This window comes from Sphingomonas sp. Leaf339, from assembly GCF_001426195.1.
Taxonomy (GTDB): Bacteria; Pseudomonadota; Alphaproteobacteria; order Sphingomonadales; family Sphingomonadaceae; genus Sphingomonas.
In genome coordinates, this window is sequence record NZ_LMRS01000023.1 from 40,774 (window position 1) to 67,494 (window position 26,721).

General features: G+C 66.2%; 21 protein-coding genes and 2 pseudogenes. 9 read left to right on the plus strand and 14 right to left on the minus strand.

The window, feature by feature from the left end:
* Positions 1-24: 24 nt before the first annotated feature.
* The 4 genes from ASG67_RS10390 to ASG67_RS10405 form a co-directional block, all read right to left on the minus strand.
* Positions 25-2,388, minus strand: coding sequence for a TonB-dependent receptor (locus ASG67_RS10390; RefSeq protein ID WP_235535160.1), 2,364 nt, complete (start codon positions 2,386-2,388; stop codon positions 25-27).
* A gap of 185 nt (positions 2,389-2,573) precedes the next feature.
* Positions 2,574-3,797 carry an SAM-dependent methyltransferase gene (locus tag ASG67_RS10395; protein ID WP_056529509.1) on the minus strand — a complete coding sequence of 408 codons (1,224 nt, stop codon included), beginning with the start codon at positions 3,795-3,797 and terminating at the stop codon, positions 2,574-2,576.
* A gap of 45 nt (positions 3,798-3,842) precedes the next feature.
* Positions 3,843-4,598 (minus strand): molybdopterin-dependent oxidoreductase, encoded by a 756-nt coding sequence (locus ASG67_RS10400; protein WP_056529512.1) that lies wholly within the window; start codon positions 4,596-4,598, stop codon positions 3,843-3,845.
* Entirely contained in the window at positions 4,595-5,308 is a 714-nt protein-coding gene (locus tag ASG67_RS10405) for a cytochrome b/b6 domain-containing protein (protein ID WP_056529515.1), read from the minus strand. The genes ASG67_RS10400 and ASG67_RS10405 overlap by 4 nt, the downstream gene beginning before the upstream one ends.
* A gap of 26 nt (positions 5,309-5,334) precedes the next feature.
* Here ASG67_RS10405 and ASG67_RS10410 point away from each other — a divergent pair, with 26 nt between their 5' ends.
* The 3 genes from ASG67_RS10410 (at position 5,335) to ASG67_RS10420 (ending at position 8,620) form a co-directional block, all read left to right on the plus strand.
* Positions 5,335-5,946 carry a flavin reductase family protein gene (locus tag ASG67_RS10410; protein WP_056529518.1) on the plus strand — a complete coding sequence of 204 codons (612 nt, stop codon included), beginning with the start codon at positions 5,335-5,337 and terminating at the stop codon, positions 5,944-5,946.
* 107 nt (positions 5,947-6,053) lie between these two features.
* Positions 6,054-7,931 (plus strand): rhamnogalacturonan lyase, encoded by a 1,878-nt coding sequence (locus tag ASG67_RS10415; RefSeq protein WP_056529521.1) that lies wholly within the window; start codon positions 6,054-6,056, stop codon positions 7,929-7,931.
* 53 nt (positions 7,932-7,984) lie between these two features.
* A complete protein-coding gene (locus ASG67_RS10420; RefSeq protein WP_235535161.1) occupies positions 7,985-8,620 on the plus strand; it encodes a PEPxxWA-CTERM sorting domain-containing protein in 636 nt (211 codons plus the stop codon).
* A gap of 21 nt (positions 8,621-8,641) precedes the next feature.
* Here the strand turns inward: ASG67_RS10420 and ASG67_RS10425 are convergent, their stop codons facing one another.
* The 4 genes from ASG67_RS10425 to ASG67_RS10440 form a co-directional block, all read right to left on the minus strand.
* Positions 8,642-9,217: a type II secretion system protein N gene (locus tag ASG67_RS10425; protein WP_156460761.1), complete on the minus strand. Its 576-nt coding sequence runs from the start codon at positions 9,215-9,217 to the stop codon at positions 8,642-8,644.
* Between the two features lie 156 nt (positions 9,218-9,373).
* Complete coding sequence (locus tag ASG67_RS10430) at positions 9,374-10,135, minus strand: sulfite exporter TauE/SafE family protein (protein WP_056529527.1); 762 nt, start codon at positions 10,133-10,135, stop codon at positions 9,374-9,376.
* Position 10,136: 1 nt separating this feature from the next.
* On the minus strand, positions 10,137-11,333 hold the full coding sequence (gene rlmN, locus ASG67_RS10435; RefSeq protein ID WP_056529530.1) for a 23S rRNA (adenine(2503)-C(2))-methyltransferase RlmN: 1,197 nt from the start codon (positions 11,331-11,333) through the stop codon (positions 10,137-10,139).
* 39 nt (positions 11,334-11,372) lie between these two features.
* Positions 11,373-11,888, minus strand: coding sequence for a hypothetical protein (locus ASG67_RS10440; RefSeq protein WP_235535162.1), 516 nt, complete (start codon positions 11,886-11,888; stop codon positions 11,373-11,375).
* Positions 11,889-12,066: 178 nt separating this feature from the next.
* On the opposite strand from ASG67_RS10440, the gene dnaN reads away from it, so the two are divergent.
* From dnaN to gyrB, 5 genes and pseudogenes are all read left to right on the plus strand, one after another.
* The gene (gene dnaN / locus ASG67_RS10445) at positions 12,067-13,185 is read left to right on the plus strand and encodes a DNA polymerase III subunit beta (protein ID WP_056529535.1); all 1,119 of its coding nucleotides are present in this window, start codon (positions 12,067-12,069) and stop codon (positions 13,183-13,185) included.
* A gap of 248 nt (positions 13,186-13,433) precedes the next feature.
* Positions 13,434-14,477 (plus strand): DNA replication/repair protein RecF, encoded by a 1,044-nt coding sequence (recF, locus tag ASG67_RS10455; RefSeq protein WP_056529540.1) that lies wholly within the window; start codon positions 13,434-13,436, stop codon positions 14,475-14,477.
* Between the two features lie 304 nt (positions 14,478-14,781).
* Positions 14,782-15,765 (plus strand): annotated as a pseudogene (locus ASG67_RS19500) (PQQ-dependent sugar dehydrogenase); the annotation flags it as partial.
* A gap of 162 nt (positions 15,766-15,927) precedes the next feature.
* Positions 15,928-16,071 (plus strand): annotated as a pseudogene (locus tag ASG67_RS19830) (PEPxxWA-CTERM sorting domain-containing protein); the annotation flags it as partial.
* A 58-nt stretch (positions 16,072-16,129) separates the two neighbouring features.
* The gene (gene gyrB, locus ASG67_RS10465; RefSeq protein ID WP_056530493.1) at positions 16,130-18,706 is read left to right on the plus strand and encodes a DNA topoisomerase (ATP-hydrolyzing) subunit B; all 2,577 of its coding nucleotides are present in this window, start codon (positions 16,130-16,132) and stop codon (positions 18,704-18,706) included.
* 225 nt (positions 18,707-18,931) lie between these two features.
* Here the strand turns inward: gyrB and ASG67_RS10470 are convergent, their stop codons facing one another.
* Entirely contained in the window at positions 18,932-19,519 is a 588-nt protein-coding gene (locus tag ASG67_RS10470; protein WP_056529546.1) for an NADPH-dependent FMN reductase, read from the minus strand.
* A 53-nt stretch (positions 19,520-19,572) separates the two neighbouring features.
* Positions 19,573-22,470: a TonB-dependent receptor gene (locus tag ASG67_RS10475; RefSeq protein WP_056529547.1), complete on the minus strand. Its 2,898-nt coding sequence runs from the start codon at positions 22,468-22,470 to the stop codon at positions 19,573-19,575.
* A 141-nt stretch (positions 22,471-22,611) separates the two neighbouring features.
* Here ASG67_RS10475 and ASG67_RS10480 point away from each other — a divergent pair, with 141 nt between their 5' ends.
* Complete coding sequence (locus tag ASG67_RS10480) at positions 22,612-23,412, plus strand: class I SAM-dependent methyltransferase (protein WP_156460763.1); 801 nt, start codon at positions 22,612-22,614, stop codon at positions 23,410-23,412.
* A gap of 18 nt (positions 23,413-23,430) precedes the next feature.
* Here the strand turns inward: ASG67_RS10480 and ASG67_RS10485 are convergent, their stop codons facing one another.
* The 4 genes from ASG67_RS10485 to ASG67_RS10500 form a co-directional block, all read right to left on the minus strand.
* Positions 23,431-24,192 carry an exonuclease domain-containing protein gene (locus ASG67_RS10485; protein WP_056529553.1) on the minus strand — a complete coding sequence of 254 codons (762 nt, stop codon included), beginning with the start codon at positions 24,190-24,192 and terminating at the stop codon, positions 23,431-23,433.
* Positions 24,193-24,254: 62 nt separating this feature from the next.
* Positions 24,255-25,619, minus strand: coding sequence for a phosphoglucomutase/phosphomannomutase PgmG (gene pgmG, locus ASG67_RS10490; RefSeq protein ID WP_056529555.1), 1,365 nt, complete (start codon positions 25,617-25,619; stop codon positions 24,255-24,257).
* Entirely contained in the window at positions 25,616-25,894 is a 279-nt protein-coding gene (locus tag ASG67_RS10495; protein WP_056529558.1) for a molecular chaperone DnaJ, read from the minus strand. The genes pgmG and ASG67_RS10495 overlap by 4 nt, the downstream gene beginning before the upstream one ends.
* Positions 25,891-26,694, minus strand: coding sequence for a division plane positioning ATPase MipZ (locus ASG67_RS10500; RefSeq protein ID WP_056530496.1), 804 nt, complete (start codon positions 26,692-26,694; stop codon positions 25,891-25,893). Before ASG67_RS10500 ends, ASG67_RS10495 begins: the two co-directional genes overlap by 4 nt.
* Positions 26,695-26,721 lie beyond the last annotated feature (27 nt).

A 26,721-nucleotide genomic window follows, 5' to 3' on the forward strand; every position in this document is an offset into this window, starting at 1 on the left:
CGCGGGCGCCACCGGGTCTGGCCGTTACTTGAAGCGGCCGCTCAGCGACACGCCGATGATCCGTGGTTCGTTGAACACGGCGGCGTTGTAATTCTCGATCACGCCCTTCAGGTTCTTCTCGTTGGTCACGTTGCGCGCGAAGGCGGCGATTTCCCACGCGTCGTTCGGCGCTGCGTAACCGGCCTTCAACCCGATCTCGAAATTGCCGTCGGCATAGAATTCGCGCGTCCGGTACAGGATGAAGTTGGTATAGCCCTGGATATTGCCGTCGGCGCCAAAGAACACCTTGCCGTCATTGGCCAGCGGCACATCGTACCGCACCGCCGCGTCGAGGTTCCAGCGTGGGGCATTGGGCAGCGGATTGCCGTCGATCTGCGCAAAGTACGTGCGCCCGGTGCCGGTCCCTCGCGTGAAGAACGGATCGAGCACGGTGCAGGTCTGCACCCCGTTCAGGCTGCACGTCTGCGCGAAGACGCGGTTGTCCCTGATCTTCGACGACAGCGCACTGGTGCCCAGGCTGAACGCCAGATCGCGCACCGGCCGCCATTCCAGTTCGGCCTCCATGCCGTACGCGCGCACCTTGTCGGCGTTGAACAACACGCCGTTGCCGTTCGAATCATTGCCGTTCAGCTGGATGTCGTTGACCGTGTAAGTGAACACCGACGTGTTGAAGCGGACCGTGTTGTCGAACAGGCTCGACTTGGTGCCGACCTCGTACGACGTCACCGTCTCGCTGTCCGCCGTCGTGAAATCGGCGTTGAACACCGCCGAGCGACCCTGGATGGTCGGCCCCCGGAAACCGCGCGCGACGCGGGCATAGATGCTGTTGGCGGGATCGACCTGATACAGCGCGCTCACATCCCAGCTCGGCTTGGTGTCCTTCAGCGTCACATCGGTGCGGCCGCGATAGGGATTGGCGGCCGAGCCGGCGTTCTTCAACAGGCGGGTACGCTTCTTGTCCTCGGTCACGCGGCCACCGGCGGTGATCGTGAAATCGGGGGTCAGCTTGTAACTGGCCTGCGCAAAGCCCGCATAGCTGCGGTTGGTGTTGAACAACCGCACCCAGTTGTTGGGATTGCGGACGGCACCGAGCGCATCGGGCTGGCGCAGGAAGAACGTGCGCTGGTAGAAATCGGTGGTGTCGGCCGAGTTGAAATAGAAGCCGCCCAGCTGCCACGTGAAGCGATTGCCCGCCGCGCTCGCGAGGCGAACCTCCTGCGTGTACTGGTCGAGATCGCGGACCTGACCCTGGCTCTGGCCGAAACCGTTGGGCCGGCCGTTGAAGGGGAACAGCACCGCCGCGCCGCCATCGGTATCGCCGCGGCTGTATCCGCTGGTCGTCTCCCACGCGCTGATCGAGGTCAGCGTGACGCCGCCGAAATCATAGCTGGCGTTCACCGACGCGCCCTGCGTGTCGTAGGACTGCGGATTGTCCTGCCCCTCGTCATACGCCACGACACCGCGTGGTTCGGCGGAGGCATCGTTCGATCCACGCTTCAGTGCGCCGCGGTGGAACAGCGTCGATGTGCCGTCGTACCACCGGGCATGACCGGACACGAGGACCGAGGCGCGGTCGGTGGGGGTCAGCAGGAATTGCAGACGCACGTCACGCTCGTCGAAACCGCCCATCGCATCCTTGCGCGGGGTGGCGGTGCCGTCGGGGCTGGTGCCGGCAAAGGCGTTGTCGACCCAGTCGGCGCGGTGCTGGATCAGCGCCGACAGCCGCACCGCGACGAGATCGCGGACCAGCGGCCCGCCGACGCCCATGTCGAAACTGGTGGTGTAGTAGCTGCCTACCGACGCCTGCGCGCGACCCTGCCATGTCTGGCTCGGGCGGATCGTGTCGAACTTGATGATGCCCGCGGTCGTATTGCGGCCGAACAGCGAACCCTGCGGCCCGCGCAGTACTTCGACCTGATCGACGTCGAACACCGGGTTCGATTTCAGGACGACATGTTCCAGCACGACATCGTCCTGGATGATCGACACCGGCTGCGACGCGCCGAGGTAGAAATCGATGTTGCCGAGGCCACGGATATAGAAGCGCGGGAAGATGCGGCCGGTCGTCGTCTCGGCATACAGGCCGGGCACGCGCCCGGCGAGCGCCAGGATGTCCTCACCGCCCGACTGGAAATCGCGCAGTTCCTGCCCGGCGACGACGGCGACCGACACCGGCACGCGCTGGAGATTCTCCGACCGACGCTCGGCGGTGACGGTGATTTCCTCCAGCCCCGTATCATCGCTCGCGGCGGGCGCGGCGGATTGGGTCGAGGCGGGATCGGGCGCACCGGCGGCGGGCGGGGTCTGCGCCGTGGCGACGGTGGCGAACGCGAGCGCGGAAAGCCCCGCGCCCAGCGACAGGGCGGGCTTCAGGTAACGGAATGGCACGGATATATCCCCCAACAGGTGTCATCGGTGGCGTCCGTCACCCCGTGTCCCGCCGGCCCGGCCGCGTTTTCGCGTACCGGATGGCAAGGCACACTCCCTGCGAAGAAGCGGATACCCCTGACCGGCTGGCTAATCCCGATATGTGACCGGTTTGTGGCAATCGTGGCGATGTCGCCACGCCCGTGTCATTCGCGCAACACGCGCTCCGCATCGGCGATATAGTCGCGGGTCAGCGGCACAGCGAGGCGGCTTTTCGACAATTGCACCTGATAATTGACCATGCCACCGGTCCGGAACGCCGCCGCCGCACCGGCTAGGTAGAACGTCCACAACCGATAGAAGCGCTCGTCGTATAGCGCGACGATCTGCTCCTTGGCGGCGACGGTGCGGTCGTACCATTCATCGATGGTCAGTGCGTAATGCAGGCGCAGGACCTCGATATCGGTCGGGAACAGCTTGGTCCCCTCATACCCGCGCACGATCTCGGACAGGGCGGGATTGTACCCGCCGGGGAAGATGTACTTGGTGGTGAAGGTGTCGGTGACGCCGGGGCCACCCATCCGGCCGATCGTGTGGAGCAACATCACGCCGTCATCGGCCAGCAGGTCGCGGCATTGGCGGAAGAACGCGCCATAATGCGCCGGACCGACATGTTCGAACATGCCCACCGACACGATCCGGTCGAAAATGCCGGTGACGGCGCGGTAATCGATCAGCTCGAACCGCACCTTGTCGGCGACGCCCGCTTCCTGCGCGCGGCGGCGCGCGACCTTCAACTGTTCCTCGGACAGGGTGACGCCCAGCACCTCGGCGCCGGTCTTGGCGTGGAGGTACAGTGCCATGCCGCCCCAGCCGCACCCGATATCGAGCACCTTCATGCCCGGTTTCAGCAGCAGCTTGGCGGCGATGTGCGCCTTCTTGTCGGCCTGCGCCTGTTCCAGCGTGTTGGCGGGATCGGTGAAGTACGCGCAGCTATACTGGCGATCGGCGTCGAGGAAGAGGTCGTACAGCCGGTCTGACAGATCGTAATGATGCGCGACGTTGCGCTTCGACCGGCGCGCCATGTTGATGCGGTCGAGCCGGTGGATGACCTGCCCGAACAGCCGGATCGGCGCGGCGGGGCGCAGGGTGCTCCCCCGTTCCCACGGCGAATTGCCTTTCAGCAGATTGACCAGATCGCGGATATCGCCGCGATCGATCACCAGCCGCCCGTCCATGAACGCCTCCGCCGCGCCCAGCGCCGGATGCCGCGCGATGCGCCCCACCACGGCCCGGTCGGTGAAGCGGATTGCCACATCGGGCAGGGTGGGATCGGGGGTCCCGAAGGTCCGGGTAATGCCATCGGCATGGGTAACGGTGAGCTGCCCACGCTTGACCTGGGCAGTGAAGAAACGGTCGATCAGCGCCATGCCGTTCACTTAATATCGGTCGGCGATCCTTGCCACCACCCGCGTTCAGATTCCGGCGTACCAATCGTAATCGACGGTATCTTCCCAAAAACCGCCCTTGCCCTTGCCGATCCCGTCCAGGCTGGCGACCGCGTCGATCCGCATCAGGTATTTGGCGTGCTTGTACCCCAGTTGCCGCTCCACGCGCAGCCGCACCGGCGCACCATGCGGAATGTCGAGCGGACGGCCGTTCATCGCCCAGGCCAGGATCGTCTGCGGGTGAAACGCGTCGACCATGTCGATCGATTCGTAATAAGGCGCGCCGCCGTACAGATCGGCGCAGGTGAACACGACATAGCGCGCGGTTTCCCGCATCCCCGCCGCCTTCAGCACATTGCCCAGCATCGGCCCGGTCCACTGCCCGATCGCGCTCCAACCCTCGACACAGTCATGCCGCGTGATCTGGCTGCGATTGGGCAGCGCGCGCAGATCGGCAAGCGACAGCGACAGCGGCCGATCGACCAGCCCGCCGACCGCCAGCCGCCAGTCGGCGAAGCGATTGGCGACCATCGCCCTGTACGCCGGCGTATTCGGGTCGCGCGTGCCGTTCGACCGGAACACCGGCGACATCTGAGCGGGCGTGAATTCGGGCGCCAGCGCACCGCGATTCTGAAGCGCGCGGTGCAGGCCGCGCTGCATATCCTCGCCCGCGAACAGGATTTTGCGGGCGGCGGGGATCTGGATCACCCGGTCGCACCCGGCCAATAGCAATCCCGCGCCACCGGCGAGCAGCGATCGACGCGAAAAGGGCGGCGTCGTCATTCTGCCGGCACCCGCCAGCGACCGGTAATCATCGATCGCACCTCGTTGCCCGCCCCCGCCAGGATGACGAGCACCAGATGCAGGATCGTGAACAGCCCGATCAGCGTCGCCATGATGAAATGCACCGACCGCGCCGATTGCCGCCCGCCCAGCACATCCAGTACCCATGGCCACGCCGCATCCATGCCAGGCGACAGCGCGATGCCGGTCAGGATTACCAGCGGCAGCATCACGAACAGCACGACGATGTACGACAGCTTCTGGAAGATATTATAATCGCGCGGCCGTTCGGGGTCGTGAAACCGGAAGTTCAGATGCGCGCGGAAATCGGCCCATAAATGCCGCCGGTTCAACTCCGCTCGCCGCAGCGTCAGGTCGCGGCGGAAATGGCGGTTGATGAGGCTGACGAGCATATACGCCAGTAACCCGAACCCCAGCACCAGCGCGAAGAACAGGTGCCAGCGCCGCGAGATGGCAAGGTTGTAGTTCGCCGGGATGGTGATCCACGCCGGAAAGCGCGGCAGTTGCAGCCACGCATAATCGAAGTTCGCCCCGTACCGCCCCCAATACAGCCGCGGATGCGCGTTCGAGATGCCGAGGCCGGAGCCGAGCAGCACGAAGATCGCGACCGCATTCACCCAATGCCAGATGCGCGTGCCGATCGAATGGCGGCTAATGATCGTGCCGGGGGGGACGGGCTCTGTAACCATTTACCCGCCATAGCAGTTATGCGGGCATGACCGAATGGCATTTCTACGAACCCGCGGCAGGCCATCGCCTGCCGCACGACCCCCTCAACGCGATCGTCGCGCCGCGACCGATCGGCTGGATCTCCACCGTGTCGGCGGCGGGCAAACGCAACCTCGCACCCTACAGCTTCTTCAACCTGTTCAATTACCGGCCGCCGCTGATCGGCTTTTCGTCGATGGGGTGGAAGGACTCGGTCGCCAATGCCGAGGCGACCGGCGAATTCGTCTGGAATCTCGCCACCCGCGATCTGGCCGAGGCGATGAACGCCAGTTCGGCGGCGACTGACGACGACGAATTCACGCTCGCCGGACTGGAAGCCACTCCTTCCCGGCTCGTTGCCCCGCCCCGCGTTGCGGCCAGCCCGGTCGCGTTCGAATGCAAGCTGACCCAGTTGATCCGGCTGGAGACCAAGGAAGGCCGCGCGCTCGACCAATGGCTGGTGATCGGCGAGGCGGTCGGCATCCATATCGATGCCGCCCTGCTGGAAGACGGCATCTACCAGACAGCCCGTGCCCGACCGATCTCTCGCGGCGGCGGTCCGGCCGATTATTTTGAGACGCGCGAGGATGCGCTGTTCCGCATGAAACGACCGGATTGAGTAACGACTCTCGTTATATGGAATAGTAAATCAACTATTGATCGACTCAAATTAAGCCTGCATCATTGTCCCTGTCGACCGAACACGGCGGCAGGGAGAGGATGAGCATGAGCAAGGCGCTTTGGAGAACCGCGGCACGAGCATCGATCGTCGCGATCGCAACGACATTGGTGGCCGCCGCCCCGGCAATCGGCGCGCGACAGATCGAACGGCTCGATCGGGGCGTCACGGCGGTGCCGGCGATCGGCGGCACCGGCATCCTGGTCAGCTGGCGATTGCTGTCGACCGACGCCGCCGGCACCGGTTTCAACCTGTACCGTGACGGCGTGAAGCTGAATGCCGCGCCGTTGACCGGCGCGACCAATTTCCGCGATGACGGCGGCACGGCGACATCGACCTATGCGATCAAGGTGGTCGTGAACGGTCGCGAACAGGACCGCGCCTTCACCGCCCGCGTCTGGGCGGCGGGATATGGCACGATCCCCATCCAGCAACCCGCCGGCGGCACGACGCCCGACGGCGTCGCCTATACCTACACCGCCAACGACGCGAGCGTCGGCGATCTCGACGGCGATGGCCGGTACGAGATCGTGCTGAAGTGGGACCCGACCAATTCGAAGGACAATTCGCAGTCCGGCTATACCGGCCCGGTGCTGCTCGACGCCTATACGCTCGACGGTCGCCGTCTGTGGCGGATCGACCTCGGCCGCAACATCCGCGCCGGCGCGCATTACACACAGTTCCAGGTGCAGGATTACGACGGTGACGGCCGCGCCGAAGTGGTGATGAAGACCGCCGACGGCACCGTCGATGGCGAGGGCCGGGTGATCGGCAACGCATCCGCCGATTTCCGCAACACCGCCGGCTATGTCCTGGCCGGCCCCGAATATCTGACCGCGTTCCAAGGTGCCACCGGCCGCGCGCTCAGCACGGTGAAGTACGTCCCCGGCCGCCACCCCAACACCGAGAACCCGACCGGCGCCCAGCTCAGCGCGATCTGGGGCGATAATTACGGCAACCGCGTCGATCGTTTCCTCGCCGGCACCGCCTATTTCGACGGCGCGCGGCCCAGCATCGTGATGGGCCGTGGCTATTACACCCGCTCGACCGTGGCCGCGTGGGATTTCCGGAACGGCCAGCTGGTGCAACGCTGGTTCTTCGATTCCTCGGCGCAGGGCGTGCCCAGCAACTATACCGGTCAGGGCAACCACAATCTCAGCATCGCCGATGTCGATGGCGACGGCCGTGACGAGATCATCTACGGATCGATGGCGATCGACGATGACGGCACGGCGATGTGGACCGCCAAGGTCAACAACATCAAGGTCGGCCATGGCGACGCCCTCCACGTCGGCGACCTCGACCCCAATCGCCCCGGTCTGGAACGGTTCGGCGTGCATGAGGATTTCGCCGGCAACGGCGGCATCGCCGCCACGATGATGGACGCCCGCACCGGCCAGGTGCTGTGGACCGTCTCCGGTAATCGCGACAATGGCCGCGGCGTCTCCGCCGATATCGATCCACGTTACGCCGGCGAAGAGAACTGGTCCGCCCGCCACACCGGCCTGATGACGGCCGCCGGTCAGGTAATCAGCGCCGCCAAGCCCGCCCAGACAAACTTTGCCATCTGGTGGGACGGCGACCGTTTACGCGAGCTGCTCGACGGCACGACGATCAGCAAGTGGAACTGGACCACCGGCACCGCGACGACGCTGCTGAACATGACCGGCACCATCTCCGCCAACGGTACCAAGGCGACGCCGGCGCTGGCCGCCGACATCTTGGGCGACTGGCGCGAGGAGGTGGTGATGGCCGCCGCCGACAACCAGTCGCTGCGCATCTATGCGACGCCCTACCCCACCGAAACGCGCCTGCCGACGCTGATGCACGACCCGGTCTATCGCGCCAGCGTCGCGTGGCAGAACACCGCCTACAACCAGCCGACGCACACCGGCTTCTATCTGGGCGAAACGACCGCGCCGTAACCGATGCGGGGGCGGCGCGCGTCGCCCCCGAAAACATAAAGAGGGAGAGCATGATGAAGCGGATTTCGGGACTCGTTGCGCTCGGCGCGGCGGCGATGGCATTGAGCGCGCCGGCCACGGCGGCGACGCTGACGACGGCGTTCGATGCCGACAACGGCAATGACGGCGTGATGTTCGACGTGTCGGTGCTGACCGGCGGCGTATCGCTGCAAAGCATCGGCATCAATGCAGAGGCCGGCACCTTCGATTATGCGGTCTATTACCGCGCGGGCGGCATCGGCACCGCGGTCAACACGCCCGACGCATGGACCCTGCTCGGCAATTTCAACGCGCTGACCACCGCCGGCTTGGGTGCGGTCACGCTGCTCGACATCGCCGATCTCGATCTGGCGGCGGACAGCCTGTACGGCTTCTACGTCACCGATACGCAGGGCGCGTTCTCGATCGCCTATACGAACAGCGCCGGATCGGTCGGCGATGTGCTGGCCGCCGACGAGCGGCTGGCGATCGGCGTCGGGTACGGCGTGACTTATGCGTTCGGCGATGCGTCGTCGCCCCGCGCCTTCAACGGCGCGCTGAACTATGTCGCGGCGGTGCCGGAACCGGCTAGTTGGGCGATGATGATCGCTGGCTTCGCGCTGGTCGGCATCACGATGCGCCGTCGCCGGACACGCGTGGTCTTCGCCTGAACCTATCGGGAAGCGGCGTGGTCAGCGACCAGCCGCTTCCTCCTCCGGCGTCTTGCGCACCGGTTCGGCCCCGCCCGCATTGGTCCGGGCGACGATCTCCTCCGCGCTCAACTCGCCCGACGGCCGTACCGGCGCCGGATCGAGCCCTTGCCGGGCAGGCGCTGGCCCCGCCCCGACACCGCCGAGCAGATAGAGGTCGGACCGCACGCCGTTCTCGATCAATACAACATGATCGCTCTCGACCGCTGCCAGCGTGATGCCGGGCGCGACCGTATCGCCGATCCGGAATGTCGCGGGCTGCTGCCCGTCGCGGCCGATCGTCGCCGACGACGCAGCGGGCGTCCCACCGACGAATACCGCGCGCAATTCGATGCCGACCCCGGCGGACGGATCGGTCGCGGCCGGCGTGTCGCCCGCCACCACGACGACGCCCGTCCCGGCGGATGCCACGGGTTCGACCGGCGACCAGTGCCAGAACGCGACCGTGCCGATCAGCAGCAGCGCGATTATGCCCAGCGCATAAAGCGATCGCTGTGCCGATCGCGCCGGCAGCAGTTCCGGTCGGATGGTGGCGTGGGGCCGGACCGGGGTGGTCATGCCGCCCGCCAAATCAGGGTGCGCTTCAGGTGCCGCACGTCATCGCTCTCCCGCTCCCATCGAGGGGAGCCTGTCGGCGGTGAATCCGCCGGTTATCATCAAGGTAGGAGAGGCGGGGCCGGGAGGCAATCGTCAGACCGAATGTCCGAGCGCATTTCAGCCATAGGCGCGGTAGAAGAACACCGTCGTCGTCAGCGCGGTGACCAGGATCGTCCAGCCGCGCACCGCCCAGGGCGGCAACCGCTTGCCCACGATCGCGCCCAGCCAGCCGCCGACGATCCCGCCCGCCAGCATCGGCACGCACGCCTCCCACCGCACCAGCCCCGCCAGGACGAAGACGATCGCGGCGGAGAAGTTGGCGGTGGCCAGCATCAGCGTGCGCGGCGCGAACATCGATCGCGGGCTGGCCCCGGCGAGGAGACCATAGGTCGCGGTCATCATCATACCGATGCCGCCGCCGAAATAGCCGCCATAGACGCCCAACACCGCCTGCGCCGCGACCAGCACGCGCGGCCCGATCGTCACCCGATGCCGCAACCAGTCGGCCAGTCGCGGCCCGAACACGATCGCCAGCGTCGCGACCAGCAACAGCCACGGCACGATCACGTCGAACGCCGCCCCCGGCGTCCATGCCAGCAGCGCGCTGCCGACCAGCGCGGCGGCAAAGGTGATCGCCGCCAGTCGCCGGACCGGCACGTCGCCGACGGGCGCCAGTTCATCACGGAAACTCCACGCGCTCGCCGCCGCCCCGGGCATCAGCGCCAGGTTGGACGTGGCGTTGGCGATGTTGGCGGGCGTTCCCAACGCCAGCAGCGCGGGCATCGTCGCGAACGTGCCGCCACCCGCCAGCGCGTTCATCGCGCCGCCGACTACCCCCGCCCCCGCCGCCAGTGATAGCGATGCGGGATCAAGCCCCATATCAAGCAACGAGCGCGGCCGCCTCGCGATCTAGGTCGGCGCGGCTCTTCTTCTCGGCCGCGGTCTTCAACTGGCCGCACGCCGCATCGATATCGCGCCCGCGCGGGGTGCGGACAGGGGCCGAGATGCCGCCCTCGAACACGATGTCGGAGAACGAGCGGATGCGGTCCGGTGTCGAACATTCGTAATTCGCGCCCGGCCACGGGTTGAACGGGATCAGGTTCACCTTGGCGGGCAGATCGTAATGGCGCAGCAGCCGGACGAGTTCGTGCGCGTCGGCGTCCGAATCGTTCTTGTCCTTCAGCATCACATATTCGAACGTGATCCTCCGCGCGTTGTTGGCGCCGGGATAATCGGCGCACGCCTGCAACAATTCCTCGATGCCGTATTTACGATTGAGCGGCACGATCTCGTCGCGCACTTCCTTGGTCACCGCGTGCAGCGACACCGCGAGGTTCACGCCGATCTCCGCGCCCGCACGCGCCATCATCGGCACGACGCCCGACGTCGACAGCGTGATCCGCCGCTTCGACAAAGCGAGACCGTCGCCGTCCATCACCAGCTTCAGCGCATCGCGCACCGCGTCGAAATTATACAGCGGCTCACCCATGCCCATCATCACGATGTTGGTCAGCATCCGGCCCTCGGGCTGCGACGGCCATTCGCCCAGCGCATCGCGGGCCAGCATCACCTGCCCCACGATCTCGCCCGCGGTCAGGTTGCGCACCAGCCGCATCGTGCCGGTGTGGCAAAAGGTGCAGTTGAGCGTGCAGCCGACCTGGCTCGACACGCACAGCGTACCGCGATCGGCATCGGGGATGAACACCGCCTCGTAATCCTGCCCGTCGGGCGACCGCAGCAGCCATTTGCGCGTGCCGTCGGTCGATACCTGCGCCTCGACCACTTCCGGGCGGCCGACCACGAACCGCTCGGTCAGCCACGGATGCTGCGCCTTGGCGATATCGGTCATCTGCGCGAACTCGGTCGCGCCGCGATTGTACAGCCAGTGGAATATCTGCTTGCCGCGCAGCTTGGCCTGTTTCAGCTCCATGCCGGCATCCAGCAAGGTCTGGCGCAACTGCTCCTTGGTCAACCCGATCAGGTCGATCCGCCCATCCGCCCGAAGACTGGGCGCGCGCGGCACGGGTACGGGATCGACATGCCCGGGGATGGGCATCAGGTTCGCGGCTGTCTGCATGGCCGGGGCCTTACTGCAAAAACGTGGCTTTTTCCACTCCTACCGCCCGCCAAGCCCCAGGCACGCCAGCGCCGCCGCGTCGATCGCGGTGGCGGCGCCAGCCAGCGCATAGGTATCGGCGAACGGCCGCCCGCCGACCCCCACCCACTCCACGCTCATGCTGCGTTCCAACCGTAGCGCCGCGACCAGCGCACGGTCGCTGGCCGAATCGGTCGCCCAGGCGTCATGCCCGCGCCCGATCAACTGGAACCGGCGCTCGCCGGCGGTCAGCGTGATGACCGCGCCTGGGGCGGCAAGGCGGCTGAGGCGGATGTGCAGCGACGATCGCAGGCCGCGCGCCGGCCACGTCGCGATGCTGGCCGCCGCCGGCGTGCGCCATCCGCCCGCGGCCACCACGGGGCGGGCGATCGCATAGCAGCGCCGGGCATCGCGGAACGCCGCCCAGCCGCGATAGACGCCGACCGTCTGGCTAGTCGGGTCGCGCTGTGCCCCAATTGGCGCCGCGCTGGTCGGCCACGCGGCCAGACCCAGCATCATCGCTCCGATCCGTGCCACCTGCCGCATCCGCGCGCTTTTCACCGCCCGGCGAGCAGACGCAACGGCAATTCCATGTGCGGTCGTGTCCTCGTTCCGAAACGATCCCGCCGGAACGCTTGCCCTGCCCCCTTTTTTCAGTAGGACTGGCCGCCAATTTTCCGGCCCCGGGATTCGTTGGGGCCGAAGGGGATACCGCATGAAGGCGACGATCGAACGCGCAACGCTCCTCAAGGGGCTGAGCCATGTCCAGTCCGTGGTGGAGCGGCGCAACACCATCCCCATCCTGTCGAACGTGCTGCTCGAGGCGACCGCCGAGGGCACGCTGAAGATGATGGCGACCGACCTCGATCTTCAGATCAACGAATCGGTGCCAGCCGCGGTCGATCAGCCCGGCTCCACCACCGTGTCCGCCCACACGCTGTTCGACATCGCCCGCAAGCTGCCCGAGGGGTCGCAGGTCCAGCTGTCGGCCGCCGAGGGCCGGATGGCAATCGTCGCCGGCCGCGCCCGCTTCTCGCTCGGCACACTGCCGCGCGACGATTTCCCGGTGATCGCCGAGGGTGAGCTGCCGACCCAGTTCGAACTGCCCGCCGAAACGCTGAAGCAGATCATCGACAAGACGCGTTTCGCGATCTCGACCGAAGAAACGCGCTATTATCTGAACGGCATCTTCCTGCACGTCGCCGACGGCGACAGCGCGCAGCCGGTGCTGAAGGCGGCGGCGACCGATGGTCATCGCCTGGCGCGCATCACCTTGCCCCGCCCTGATGGCGCGGAAAACATGCCTGACGTGATCGTGCCGCGCAAATGCGTCGCCGAGCTGCGCAAGCTGCTCGACGAGGTCGATGGATCGGTCGGCGTATCGCTGTCGGGCACCAAGATCCGCTTCGATCTCGGTCGCGCTCTGCTGACGTCGAAGCTGATCGACGGCACCTTCCCCGATTATTCGCGCGTCATCCCCACCGGCAATGACAAGATCCTGAAGATCGATCCCAAGAGCTTCATGGAGGGCGTCGACCGTGTCTCGACCATCGCCACGGAGAAGACCCGTGCGGTGAAGATGGCGCTCGACCGCGACAAGATCACGCTGTCGGTCACCAGCCCCGAAAACGGCACCGCCGCCGAGGAAGTGTCCGGCGAATATGTCGCGACGCCGTTCGAGATCGGCTTCAACAGCCGCTATCTGCTCGACATTCTCGGCCAGATCGACAGCGACGTCGTCGAGGTACACCTGGCCGACGCCGCCGCCCCCACCCTGATCCGCGAGAACGACAAGAGCCCGGCGCTCTATGTGTTGATGCCGATGCGGGTCTGATTGCGGCCATCCCCGACGCGGCCCCAGATGCTCAAACAGGAGGAGCCGCGATCGTGGATGCCTATAATATTCCCGACGCGGATGGCCGACTGACGGCCGCCGCTCCGGTCGCCGGTGACGTCATTCGCCAGCGTCGGGACGTTCTGGAGAAGACTCGGGGCGTGGCCGAAATGCGCAAGCGAGCCCATTCCCGGTGATCTATCGCGATACGTTTCTGCTGGTGTCGCTTCCTCCCGTCGCCACCTGAAATGCCCTCCCGCCTGATCCTCACCGATTTTCGCAATCATGCCGCACTGGCGCTGTCGCCCGGCCCCGGCTTCGTCGTGCTGACGGGCGAGAACGGCGCCGGCAAGACCAACGTGCTGGAGGCCGTATCCCTGCTCGCCCCCGGTCGCGGGCTGCGCCGCGCGCCGCTGGCGGCGATGGCGCGGCAGGGGGGCGATGGCGGGTTCGGCGTGGCGGCGACGGTCGCCGGCGATGTTGAAGTGGCGACCGGCGCGCTCGCTTCCGCACCCGAACGGCGATTGGTCCGCGTGCAGGGCGCGACCGCGTCCGCCAACACGCTGCCCGAATGGGTGACGGTCCTGTGGCTCACCCCCGCGACCGACCGGTTGTTCGTCGAGCCGGCGGGCGAGCGGCGGCGGTTCCTCGACCGGCTGACGCTGGCGCTCGCCCCCTCGCACGCCATGCACGCGACCCGGTACGAGGCGGCGATGCGGGAGCGCAACCGCCTGCTGACCGGCGAGCGTCATGCCGATCCCGACTGGCTGAGCGCGCTGGAGGCGCGGATGGTGGAGCATGGCACCGCGCTCGATACCGCCCGCGCCGATACGGTGACGCTGCTGGCCGAACGGCTGGCGGCGGTGCCGGCGGGGCCGTTCGCCCGCGCCGGGCTGGCGCTGGTCGGCGAGGCGATCGAGCCGGAGGCGTTCGCCGCCGCGCTGGCGATGGGGAGGCGGCGCGATGCGGCGGCGGGGCGGACGCTGGTCGGCCCGCACCGTGCCGATCTGGCGGTCACTCATCTCGACAAGGATCAGGCCGCCGCCCTCGCCTCCACCGGCGAGCAGAAGGCGTTGCTGCTGGGCATCGTCCTCGCCCATGCCGAATTGGTCGCCGACCGCACCGGCCGCGCGCCTGTGCTGTTACTCGACGAGGTCGCCGCGCATCTCGACCCCACGCGCCGCGCCGCCTTGTTCGACCGGCTGGCAGGGCGCGGCCAGACCTGGATGACCGGCACCGAGCCGGCGTTGTTCGACGCGATCGGCCTGGACGCGACCCGCATCGAACTGTGACCGGATGCCCGATGGCGGCGCCGCGAAGTGACCCAATTTGGTACGATACGGCCTGATTGGGGCCTGCCCTTCCCAACCCACAAAACTATGATGGAGCGGTTAACGGGGGAGCATGACAGCGATGGGTTTGATGAACCGCATCACGCGGGCGAGCATGGTTGCGCTCGCCTGTGGACTGGCCGCGAACGCGCAGGCCGCCGTGGTACTCGATCCCGTGATGCAAGCGATCGCGCCCGGCATCGGCGTCAACGTGTCCCCCTTCGTCACCGCCCCCGCCGTCTATGGAACGGCGGCCGTCCAATCGATGCGGGCGGTGAAGGACCGATCGAACCGCCTGTTCGTCAACGACACCCACGGCGTGATCTCGGTCACCACGACCGCCGGCACCGCGCCCGGCGTCTATTTCGATATCCGCCAGCAGAATGTCGGGTTCGCCGAGATCAACAGCCAGACCGGACTGGTCTCGTCCGCCTTCCACCCGAATTTCAACGTCGACCCGACGAAGCCCGGCTATCGCACCTTCTATACGATCGACACCACCGCCGCGGCGGGCGCACCGCCCGCGACCTATGCCGGCAACGGCCCCGTCAACCATCACGACGTCGTCCGCGAATGGACCGTCGCCGATCCCGCCGCATCGACCGCGAAGATCGTGGCGACGCGTGAAGTGCTGCGCGTGGCACAGCCGCAGGGCGATCACGGCCCCGGCACCATCTCGTTCAACACCAGCGTGGATGCCACGTCGACCGATTATGGCAAGCTGTACATCGGCCTGGGCGATGGCGGCGGCGTCAACGATCCCGATGACAACGCACAGGACCTCGGCAGCCCGTTCGGCAAGATCCTGCGCATCGACCCCACCGATCCCGATAGCGCCGGCCCGCTCGCCTATTCGGTGCCCAAGGACAATCCGCATGTCGGCGAGGCCGGTGCGCTGGGCGAGGTCTGGGCATCGGGCCTGCGCAATCCGCAACAGTTCAGCTGGGATGTGCTGACCGGCCGGATGTACATCGGCGACGTCGGCCAAGCGCAGCTGGAGGAGGTGAACATCGGCACGGCCGGCGCGAACTATGGCTGGCCTTTGCGCGAAGGCAGTTTCGGGCGATCGACCGACAAGTCCGTCTCCACCGTCACCGACGATGCCAATACCGGCCGCTTCACCGATCCGATCGCACAATATGACCACGGCGAAGGCTCGGCGATCGGCGCGGTGCAGCTGTATCGTGGATCGCTGATCCCCGAACTCGCCGGCCAGATGTTGGTCGACGATATCGTCAACGGCCGCATCTTCTATTTCACGCCGGGCGACACGAGCGGCGAAGGCGGCCTTGCCCTGCTCCGTGAACTGCAGCTCAATCTCGATGGCCTGCCGACCAGCATGATGGCGCTGGAGGGGACATACCGGGTCGATTTGCGTATGGGCGTCGATGCGCTGGGCGAGCTGTACCTGCTGACCAAGAAGGACGGCGACATCTATCGCCTGCTGGGCGCGGTGCCGGAACCGGCAAGCTGGGCGATGATGATCGTCGGCATGGCGCTGGCGGGCGCGATGCTGCGCCGGCGGCACGCGTCGCCGACCTGCGCCACCACCTGAGGGCGGAAAACCGCGGCTTTCATTTGGGGATATGGCGCTCAGTCGCTATACCCCCGACATGACGAATTCCCCCGATCCGGTTCCCAACCTTCCCAACACTTCCGATTACGGCGCCTCTTCGATCAAGGTGCTGAAAGGGCTCGACGCCGTGCGCAAGCGGCCGGGCATGTATATCGGCGATACCGACGACGGATCGGGCCTGCACCACATGGTGTTCGAGGTTAGCGACAACGCGATCGACGAGGCATTGGCCGGGCACTGCGACCGCATCGACATCACCCTGAACGCCGACGGATCGGTCAGCGTCACCGATAACGGCCGCGGCATCCCGACCGGCATCCATGCCGAGGAAGGCGTTTCGGCTGCCGAGGTCATCATGACCCAGCTGCACGCCGGCGGTAAGTTCGAAAACACCAGCGACGACAACGCGTACAAGGTGTCCGGCGGCCTGCACGGCGTCGGCGTATCGGTCGTCAACGCGCTCAGCGAGTGGCTCGACCTGACGATCTGGCGCGATGGCGAAGAAAATTACATGCGCTTCGCGTTCGGCGACGCGGTCGCGCCGCTGAAGATCACCGGTACGGCCGATGGCCGCAAGGGCACGCGCGTCACCTTCCTGCCCTCGCCCGCCACGTTCAAGATCATCGAATTCGATTTCGATAAGCTGGAACACCGCTACCGCGAACTCGCCTTCCTCAATTCGGGCGTCCGCCTGTTCCTGACCGACGCACGCCATGAAGAGGCGCGCACGGTGGAGCTGTATTACGAAGGCGGCATCGCCGCGTTCGTGAAGTGGCTCGATCGCGCCAAATCGCCGCTGTTCCCCGAACCGATCGCGATCCACGGCCAGCGGGACGAGGTCGGCATCGACGTCGCGCTGGAATGGAACGACAGCTATTACGAAAACGTCCTCGCTTTCACCAACAACATCCCGCAGCGTGACGGCGGCACGCATCTGGCCGCGTTCCGCGCCGCGCTGACCCGCACGCTCAACAGCTATGCGGAAAAGTCGGGCCTGCTGAAGAAGGAAAAGGTCTCGCTGACGGGTGAGGACATGCGCGAGGGGCTGACCGCGATTGTCTCGGTCAAGCTGCCCGATCCCAAATTCTCGTCGCAGACCAAGGACAAGCTGGTCTCGTCCGAGGTTCGCCAGCCGCTCGAAAGCCTGATGGCGGACAAGCTGGCCGAGTGGCTCGACGAAAATCCGGCGCACGCCAAATCGATCGTCGGCAAGATCATCGACGCCGCCGCCGCCCGCGAAGCCGCCAAGCGCGCCCGCGAACTGACCCGGCGTAAGGGCGCGATGGATATCGCCTCGCTACCCGGTAAGCTGGCCGATTGTCAGGAGCGCGATCCCGCCAAGTCCGAACTGTTCCTGGTCGAAGGCGACTCCGCCGGCGGCTCCGCCAAACAGGGCCGCGACCGCCATTTCCAGGCGATCCTCCCCCTGCGAGGCAAGATCCTGAATACCGAACGCGCCCGGTTCGACCGGATGATCTCCAGCCGCGAGATCGGTACGCTGATCCAGGCGATGGGCACGGGCATCGGCACCGGCGTCGATCGCGCCGGCTTCGATGCGGACAAGCTGCGTTATCACAAGATCGTCATCATGACCGACGCAGACGTCGATGGCGCACACATCCGCACGCTGCTGCTGACGTTTTTCTATCGCCAGATGCCCGAACTGATCGAGCGCGGCCACCTCTTCATCGCCCAGCCGCCGCTATACAAAGCGACCAAGGGCCGGTCGGAAGTGTATCTGAAGGACGATGCCGCGCTCGACGATTATCTGGTCGAGGCGGGCGTGCAGATGATGGTCTTCGAAACCGTCGACGGCCCACGCACCGGCGCCGACCTAAAGGATCTGACCGACCATGCCCGGCGGATGCGCTCGGTCATGCGCTACGTCCCCCGGCGGTACGACGCCGGGATCATCGAGGTGCTGGCACTGGCCGGCGCGCTGGACCCGACCCTGACCCGCGATCAACGCGAAGCGACCGCGACGGAGGTGACGCGCCGGCTGGAATCGGGCGATACCGGCCATGTCGGCGAGGCGAAATGGTCCGCGCGCCTGACCGAGGAGGGTGGCATTCATTTCGAACGACTGTGGCGCGGCGTGACCGATCACCACATCGTCGAGGCCAGCTTCATCTCGTCGGCCGAAGCGCGCAAGCTGCATACGCTGGCGAGCGAACAGTCGGCCAGCTTCGCCCATGCCGGCAAGCTGATCCCTTCGCGCAGCACCGCGCAGGCCGCTGCCGCCGAGGAGGCCGCCGCCGACGACAGCGGCGAACCGCAGGACGAGGCCGGCGCGGTCGGTCAGCCTTCCGGGGCCACCAGTGCGCTGGTGCGTGGCGAAAGCCGTGTGGCACGCCCGTCGCAGCTGCTCGACGCGATCCTGACCGCCGGCCGCAAGGGGCTGGCGATCCAGCGCTACAAGGGGCTGGGCGAGATGAACGCCGAACAGCTGTGGGAAACCACGCTGGACCCCTCGAACCGCACGATGCTGCGCGTGACGTCGAACGACGTGTCGGCGGCCGACATGATCTTCACCCAGTTGATGGGCGAAGTCGTCGAGCCTCGTCGCGAATTCATTCAGGACAATGCGCTGAACGTGGCGAATCTGGACGTCTGAGGGACGCCACACCGACCGTTCCCCGGCCTCTGCCGGGGAACGGCATTTCGACGTGCCGGACACCTGTCCGCTATGTCCTACAGCGACATCATCGATTATCCCGGTCGGACAGTCGCTCTTTAAAACCGTCGAACCGCTATAATCACGCGCGGGCGCGCCCACGCGCATGATCGCGCGCGTATGGCAGGTGTGACTTTCGGGACTTTCCGCCGATAGCGGCCGGCCTCAATAAGGCGGCGCCACGACCGCCCGCTGCGCCGCCGCCGCATCCGCCCACCATGTCAGATCATCGGCGAAGCGCGGAAACGCCCGGACCAGTGAGGCACCGCCGCCACCGATCGGCTGCGCACCCTCATCCAGCGCCGCACCGATCGGCCCGACCGCCAAAGTGCTCGACGTGACCACCATGCCCATTTCCGACAGCGTCCCGTGCCACGCCACCCCCGCTCGCGCGCCGGCGAAGCGGCCTGCGGAATAGCTGGCGATCGCTGCCGGCCGCCAGAACCATTCCTCCAGGAAATGGTCGGTCAAGTTCTTCAGCCCCGGCTGCACGCCCCAGTTATACTCGCCGACCACGAACAGGAACGCGTCCGCCGCGCGGATCTTGCCGGCCAGTGCTTCCATCGCCGCCGGCGCCGTGCCGGCGGGATGCTCCTTATACATCCGGTCGAGCATCGGCAGCCCGACCGCCCGCGCATCGATCAGTTCCACCTCGACACTGCGCTCGCGAAACCCGCGAACGCAGTAATCCGCCAGGCGGATGCCCATGCGATCGGCGCGATAGGAACCGTACAGGACCAACAGCTTTTTCATGGCCGCCAGCCTGCCCTATCGCGCCTCCATCGACAATCGCCCCGACAATCCGGTCAGAACTTCACCCGCACGCCGCCATAGACGCGCCGGCCATAGGTCTCGATGATATTGCGGCGATAGATGCTGGCCGCGTTCTCGGTACGCTGGGCATTGAACACGTTCACGCCCTCCAGGAACAGCGACACCTTCTCGGTCAGGTTCGCACTCGCCGATGCGTCCCACTGGCCGAACGGCTCGCCCACCGCCGGATTGTTACCGCGATCCAGCGCCGCGATCAGATACCGCGAGCGCCAGTTGTACGACAGCCGCGCCGACAGCGACCCGTTGTCGTAATAACCCGACAGGTTGTAGCTGTGCTTCGACAGGCCGGGGAACGTCAGCGCGTCGCCGGTGAAGTAATCCTTCTGGTTATACCCCTTGTCGTCCGACCAGGTGTAGTTCGCGGTCACGCCGAAACCGTCGAACGGCTTGGGCAGGAAATCGAACGCGTATTGGCCGCCGAACTCCGCGCCGTTGATCTGCACCTTCGACGTGCCGTTGACCGGCAGCGTGATGGTGTAGTTGACGCCGTCGATCACCTCTTGCTGCGTCGTGCGATCGACGAACGAGCTGATGTCCTTGCGGAACAGCGTCGCCGAGACGAAATTCACGCGGCTCAAATACCATTCCACGCCCAGATCATACTGGCGGGCGCGGTACGGCTGCAGCGCAGGATTGCCGCGCGATCCGGTGAAGCCGACATTGTCGAGCGTGAAGCGCGGCGCCAGATCGGACGGCGCCGGCCGCGCGATTACCTCGGTGGCGGTCCCGCGCAGCTGCAGCTTGTTGGGGATCAGTTCCAGTTTCAGGTTCAGGCTGGGCAGGAATTCGGTGTATTCGCCCTTCGACGCGAACGGCGTCACCGACCCCGGCCGCGTTCCAGCAGGCGCCGACACGACCGATCCGCGCGTGTCCGTCTTCGTGTTGATGACGCGCGCGCCGACCACACCGGTCAGCCGCTTGCCCAGCGGTTCCAGCTCGAACGCGGCGGAGACATAGGCCGCCAAATTCTTGTCGGTGACGCGCCACGTATCCGCCGCCACTGGATTGACGAACGGATCGGGTATTCCCGCCGCATTCGCCACATTCATGCCGAGATTCAGCCAGCGCTTGATCCCGTCGAAACCGAGATCGCCGGTGTTGAAGAAATCGTGGTCGCCCAACGTCGCGTTGGGACCGACGATGTTCTGGATCTGGCTCAGTATATCCGTCGTCGTGCCGGTCGAATCCACCACCGTCTGCGACGATCCGCTGGCATAGGTGTTGCTGGTGATGTTGCCTCGGCCCGGCGTGTTTGCGACGAAGGCGTTGTACGTCTTCGTGCCGTCGAACAACCGGCTGGTGACCTTCACGTCGCGCTTCTGCACGCCGAACTTCAGCGAGGTCAGCCAGCTTTCCGGCTTGTATTCGCCGTCCAGCTTCAGGTCGATTTCCTGCTGCTCGTTGTACCGCGGCCGGCGCAGCACGATGAACTGCGTCAGCCCCTGCGTCGTGGCGACATCGATCGGCAGCGTGATGTTCGGCGCCTGCTGGTCGTTGCTGTAATCGACGGTGATAGAAGACAGGCCCTGCGCCACCGCCGTCGCGTTGATCTCGTTGTTGTACGCCTTCGCCTTGGCATAGGCGGCGCGGCCGGTGATCTTGAACTGGTCGGTCACGTCCCAGTCGGCACCGACCTGCCCGTTGAACTGCTGACGATCGATCACGCCCAGAATGTTGCGATAGGTGGCACTCAGACCACCCGGCGCCCCGGCCGCACCGATGAAGGTGACCTTGTCGACCGTCTGATCCTCGCCCAGCGTCGTGTTCGCCAGATCGACGCCGCCATTGGCGACTGCCTGCGTCGTGCTGAGCTGCAGGAACTGCGAATCGATCTTCTGCTTGCCGCGGGTGTAGGTGCCCTCGACAAAGGCGTGGATATCGTCGCTCGGCCGCCATTCGACGATGCCGTTGAACGCATAGCGCTCGGTCAGCTCGCGATTGACGACGTAGCGGGGGATGTCCGGGAAGAAGTCGCCGAACCCGTTACTGTCGATATCGACGCAACGTGCCTGATTGCGCGCGGCGAGGCAGCCGGTGCTGGCGGGATTGGTCGCCGATGTCGGAAAGCGCTCGATCTGGCGCCAGCCGGTGGTGCGTGCCTGATCGTACCACAGGCTGCGCTTTTCATAGGTGCCCGACAGCAGGACGCCGATCGTGTCGTTGGCGAACAGCTTGCTGCCGATCAGCGCGAACTTCGGATCGACGCGATCGGCCAGATCGCCGTACACCGCCTGTGCGGAGCCGGAGAGGAAGCCCTCCTTGGAATCGAACGGCCGGCGGGTGATGATGCGCACCGTACCGCCCAGACCGCCCTCGGTCATGTCGGCGGTGGCGGACTTCACCACCTCCAGCCGCGAGACGAACTCGGCGGGGATGTCGCGGAACTCGACCGAGCGGCTGGCGACGCCGGCGGCGGTGCTGAGCGCGGTCTGGCCGTTGATCTCGACCCGGTTCAGCGCGGGATCGGCACCGCGGATCGACACGCCGGAGCCTTCGCCGCCGGCCCGCGTGATCTGCACGCCGGTAACGCGCTGCAACGCCTCGCCGACATTCTTGTCGGGAAACTTGCCGATATCCTCGGCCGAAATGGCATCGAGCACCTGCGCCGAATCGCGCTTGGCGCTGAGTGCGTTGGCCAGGCTGGCACGGATGCCGGTGACGACGATATCCGGACCGCTGGCGTCGTCTGCTTGCGCGGGCTGTGTCGGCTGGTCGGTGGTCGCCTGCACGGGCGGGGGCACCGGCGCGCCTTGCGGCGTGGAGGCGACCGGCGCTGTTTGCGCGGCAACGGTGCCGGCAGCGAGGAAAAGAGCGGCACCCAGGGCGGCGCGCGATACGCCGTTCAGGACGGCGGCAGTAGTGTGGGTCATTATCCCCTCCATCAAGCGGAGCAACGCGCCCGGTACGGACAACTCCATGAAGGCGGTTTCCCAATATGTGATATCAGGTCTCGCTTCTTGAATTTCCTCTACGCCCATTGGGTTCGCGTCGTCAAGCAAAGGGCATGGGCGATGACCTTTGCTTTCGGGAGCGACCTGTTAGGCTGTGCCCGCAAGGCGACGACGAGAGCAGGAGAGAGCGGCATGAAGGCGATGTGGATCGCGGCGGCGACACTGGTGACGGCCCCGGCGATGGCGCAACAGGCGTCCGCGCCGATCGTGCGCACGCTTGCCGATCCGGCACGCGCCGACCAGCAGGGCGACGACGCCCGGCGTCAGGCGGCGGCGGTGCTGGCCTTTGCCGGCGTGAAGCCCGGCGACGTCGTCGTCGATTACCTGCCGGGATCGGGATATTGGACACGCATCTTTACCGGCATCGTGGGACCGAAGGGCAAGGTCTTTGCGGTCTGGCCGGCGGCGGGCGCCCGCTATGCGGAAAAGAGCCTGCCGGCCCTGAAGGCGCGCAACCTGACCAACGTCACCGCCGAGGTTCAGGCAACCAACCTGCCGACCGCGCCGGTGCCGGTCGACCTGTTCTGGACGGTCCAGAACTATCACGACATCCCCAACAACGGTGCGGGCGAACCGGCGCTGCGCGCGTTCGACGCGGCGGTGTTCAAGCTGTTGAAAAAGGGCGGCACCTATGTCGTCATCGACCATGCCGACGCGCCCGGTACCGGCATGGCGCATACCGGCACGACGCACCGAATCGATCCAGCCGCCGTCCGCCAGCAGGTCGAGTCCGCCGGCTTCCGCTTCGCCGGCGAGAGCAAGGTGCTGCGTAACCCGGCCGACGATCACAGCAAGGCCGTGTTCGACCCGACGGTGAGGGGCAAGACCGACCAGTTCGCCTACAAATTCCGCAAACCCTGACCAGACATCTGGGAGCGTCTAAAGCAGCAGTTCCTGCGCGGTCATCCGGCCGACGTGACCACCGCCGCGACGCCGCGCCATTTCGGTTTCGGCGGTGTGGCGGATGTCGGGATCGCGATCGCCGAGGAAACCGATCAGGCTTTCCTCCTCGATCTCACGCCATTCTTTGCCACGATCGGGACCATAGCGGACGCGGGGGAGCAACCCCGGCTCCTTCGACCACTGGATCAGCTGCTCGACGGACGCCTCGTTCAACTGATCGCGCAGATGGTGGGCGGTGACATAGCTGTCGGGAAACGCACGGTGGATCGGCAGGCCGCGTTCGTGGATCATCCCCTCCGGCTTGCGCCAATATCGCAGTACCTGGTTGGAGAAGCTGGGGCTGTCGGGCCACAGGCGCAGCGCGCATTTCCACGTGCAGATCCAATCGGCGCTGCGCGTCAGCGAGGCGGTGCAGAATTGCTCCTCGAAACTCGCGCGGTGTGCAGCCAGCGCGATGCGACGCGGCCAAGGATCGAGCACCGGACGGGCGACGTCATGCCACCAGCGCGCGTCCGCCACATCCTCGTCGCGGATATGATGGATCGCCATCGTGATCGGTGGAATCTGGCGACCGGGATTGACGAGGATGCTGCCACCCTCGCCATATAGTTCCCAGCGGCCGTCCTTGCCCAACGCCACATCCTGCCAGCCGATCTCGATCACCGCATGGGCGGGCGGTGCGTTACCGGTGGTTTCCAGGTCGATGACGCGGACGATCTGTGGTTGGGGCGGAGGCATGACCGCCCATGTGGGCGCTCGGACGGCAAAAATCGAGCCGGGCGTCGGCTTTTAGCGATGGGTCAGCGGGTAACGCCGCTCGCCGCCAGATGCCCGTCCACCTCGGCCAGCAACCGGGCAAGGCCAGCCTCGTCGCCCGCCTCCGCCCGCACCGTTAGCGCGCCCTGCGTGTTCGAGGCGCGCAACAGCCACCAGCCGTCCGGCCGCATCACGCGCAGGCCATCGGTGCGATCGGCCGCGATACCCTGCTCATCCAGGCGCGCATCGACTTCGGCCACCACCGCCAGCTTGCGATCCTCGGCGACCGGAATGCGCAGGTCGGGCGTCGATACCAGCGCCGGCATCGCGTCATGCAACTGCGTCAGCGATCGTCCGCTGGCATGGATCGCGCGGATCAGCTTCACCGCCGCGAACAGCGCATCGTCGAAACCGTAATAGTCGTGTCCGAAGAAGATGTGCCCGGACATCTCGCCCGCCAGTGGCGCGCCGGTCTCCACCATCTTCGTCTTGATCGCGCTGTGCCCGGTCTTCCACATGCAGGGCTTGCCGCCCAGATCGGTGATCCGGTCGAACAACGCCTGGCTGGCCTTCACATCGGCGATAATCGTCGCGCCGGGCAGTTCACGCAGCAGCGGCTCGGCGATCAGGCCCAGTATCTGGTCGCCCCACAACACCCGCCCCTTGCCATCGACCGCGCCGATACGGTCGCCATCGCCGTCAAAAGCGAGCCCGAAATCGAGAGATTTCTCGGCCACCAAAGCCTGCAGATCGGCAAGATTCGCCTCCTCGCTGGGATCGGGATGGTGATGCGGGAAATGGCCGTCGGGCTGGGTATAGAGCAGATGATGTTCACCCGGCAGCAGTGCCGTCAGCCGTTCGACCGCCGGCCCGGCGGCGCCGCTGCCGCAATCCCAGCCGATCCGGTATGCGCCGCCGCCATAACCCGCGAACAGTCGGCCGACATAGGCGTCGAGCATGTCGGCCTCGGTCACATTGCCGTCTCCCTCGCTCCAGTCGCCGGTCTCGGCCAGCCGGGCGAGATGCCGGATATCGTCCGCCCAGAACGAGCGATGGCCCAGCACCATCTTGAAACCATTGTGATCGGCGGGATTATGACTGCCCGTCACCTGGATGCCGGCATCGACCTCCATCACCGCTTCGGCATAATAAAGCATCGGCGACGGCCCGAGGCCGATCCGCACCACGTCGACGCCGCCCGCAGCCAGGCCATTGACCAGCGCTGCCTCCAGCATCGGCGACGACAGCCGTCCGTCGCGCCCCACCGCCACGCGCGTACCGCCCGCCGCCCGCACGCAGGTCGCGAAGCTGCGACCGACCGCCACTGCATCCGCTTCGTGCAGCGTCACGCCGACCGTGCCGCGAATGTCGTATTCACGCAGGATCGTGGGATCGAACCGGTGGCTCACGCGCCGTCGATCGTCCGATCGCCCGCCGGTCGACCGACCAGCGTGTCGCGCGCGGCGTTGATGCGGCGCGCCAGTTCGGTCGATCCGCCGCGATCGGGATGCACCCCGGCCAGCAACCGACGATGCGCCGCCCGGATCGCCTCCGCATTCGCGCGCGGGCCGACGCCCAATATGGCCCGCGCCTCCACCTCCTCGGCGGCCATGCGGCGCTTGCCAGAGGGTCGCAGATATTTCCACACCACCCAGATGATGAGGGCGGCGAGCAGGAATTTCATGCAGCGACGCCCGGCACGACCGGCTGACCCGACATGACTTCCGGCAGTTGCAGCGCCGCCATCATCTCGCGCAGTTCCTGTCGCGCGGCGACATGGCCCAGACCCATCGACCCGAACTCACGCGCATCGATCATCGTCAGCCCCTGCGGGAACATCTCGCGATAGATCACGCGTTCGCCCAGACCCGGAATGATCCGGAACCCGACCCGCTTCGACAATTGGCCGAGCGCTTCCTGCACGCGGCGCATGTTGCGCGCCTCGATATGCTGGAGCCGGTTGCGCAGCACGACCCAGTCGATCGTCGTGCCGTCCGCCCGCGCCCGCTGCTTGCGTGCGTCCCAGATCAGCTCGGAATAAAAGGACGGGCGCGTCACCTGGAACGTTTCCGGATCGACCTGCCCGATCAGGTCGAAATCGACGAAACTGTCGTTCATTGGCGTGACCAGCGTGTTCGACAGCGTCGCCGCCGTCCGCGCGAACGGATCGTCGCGGCCGGGCGTGTCGACGATCAGGAAGTCGGTATCCTTCAGCAGGCCGTGCCAGGTTTCGGCAAAGAAATCCTCGCTGACGCCGTCATGCGTGGCGTGACGCGGCATCGGCAGCGCGGTGCCGATGCGCCGGATCGTCTCGGCGCGGTTGTCCAGATACCGGCCGACGGTACGCTGGCGATGGTCGAGATCGAAGCACGCCACACGCGCGCCCTTCGCCGCAAGCGCGATGGCGACATGGACCGCGGTGGTCGATTTGCCGGTCCCGCCCTTTTCATTGGCGAAGACGATGATATGCGGGCCGCTCGGCAACACCCATTCCCCTGTTGATCGTTGCTT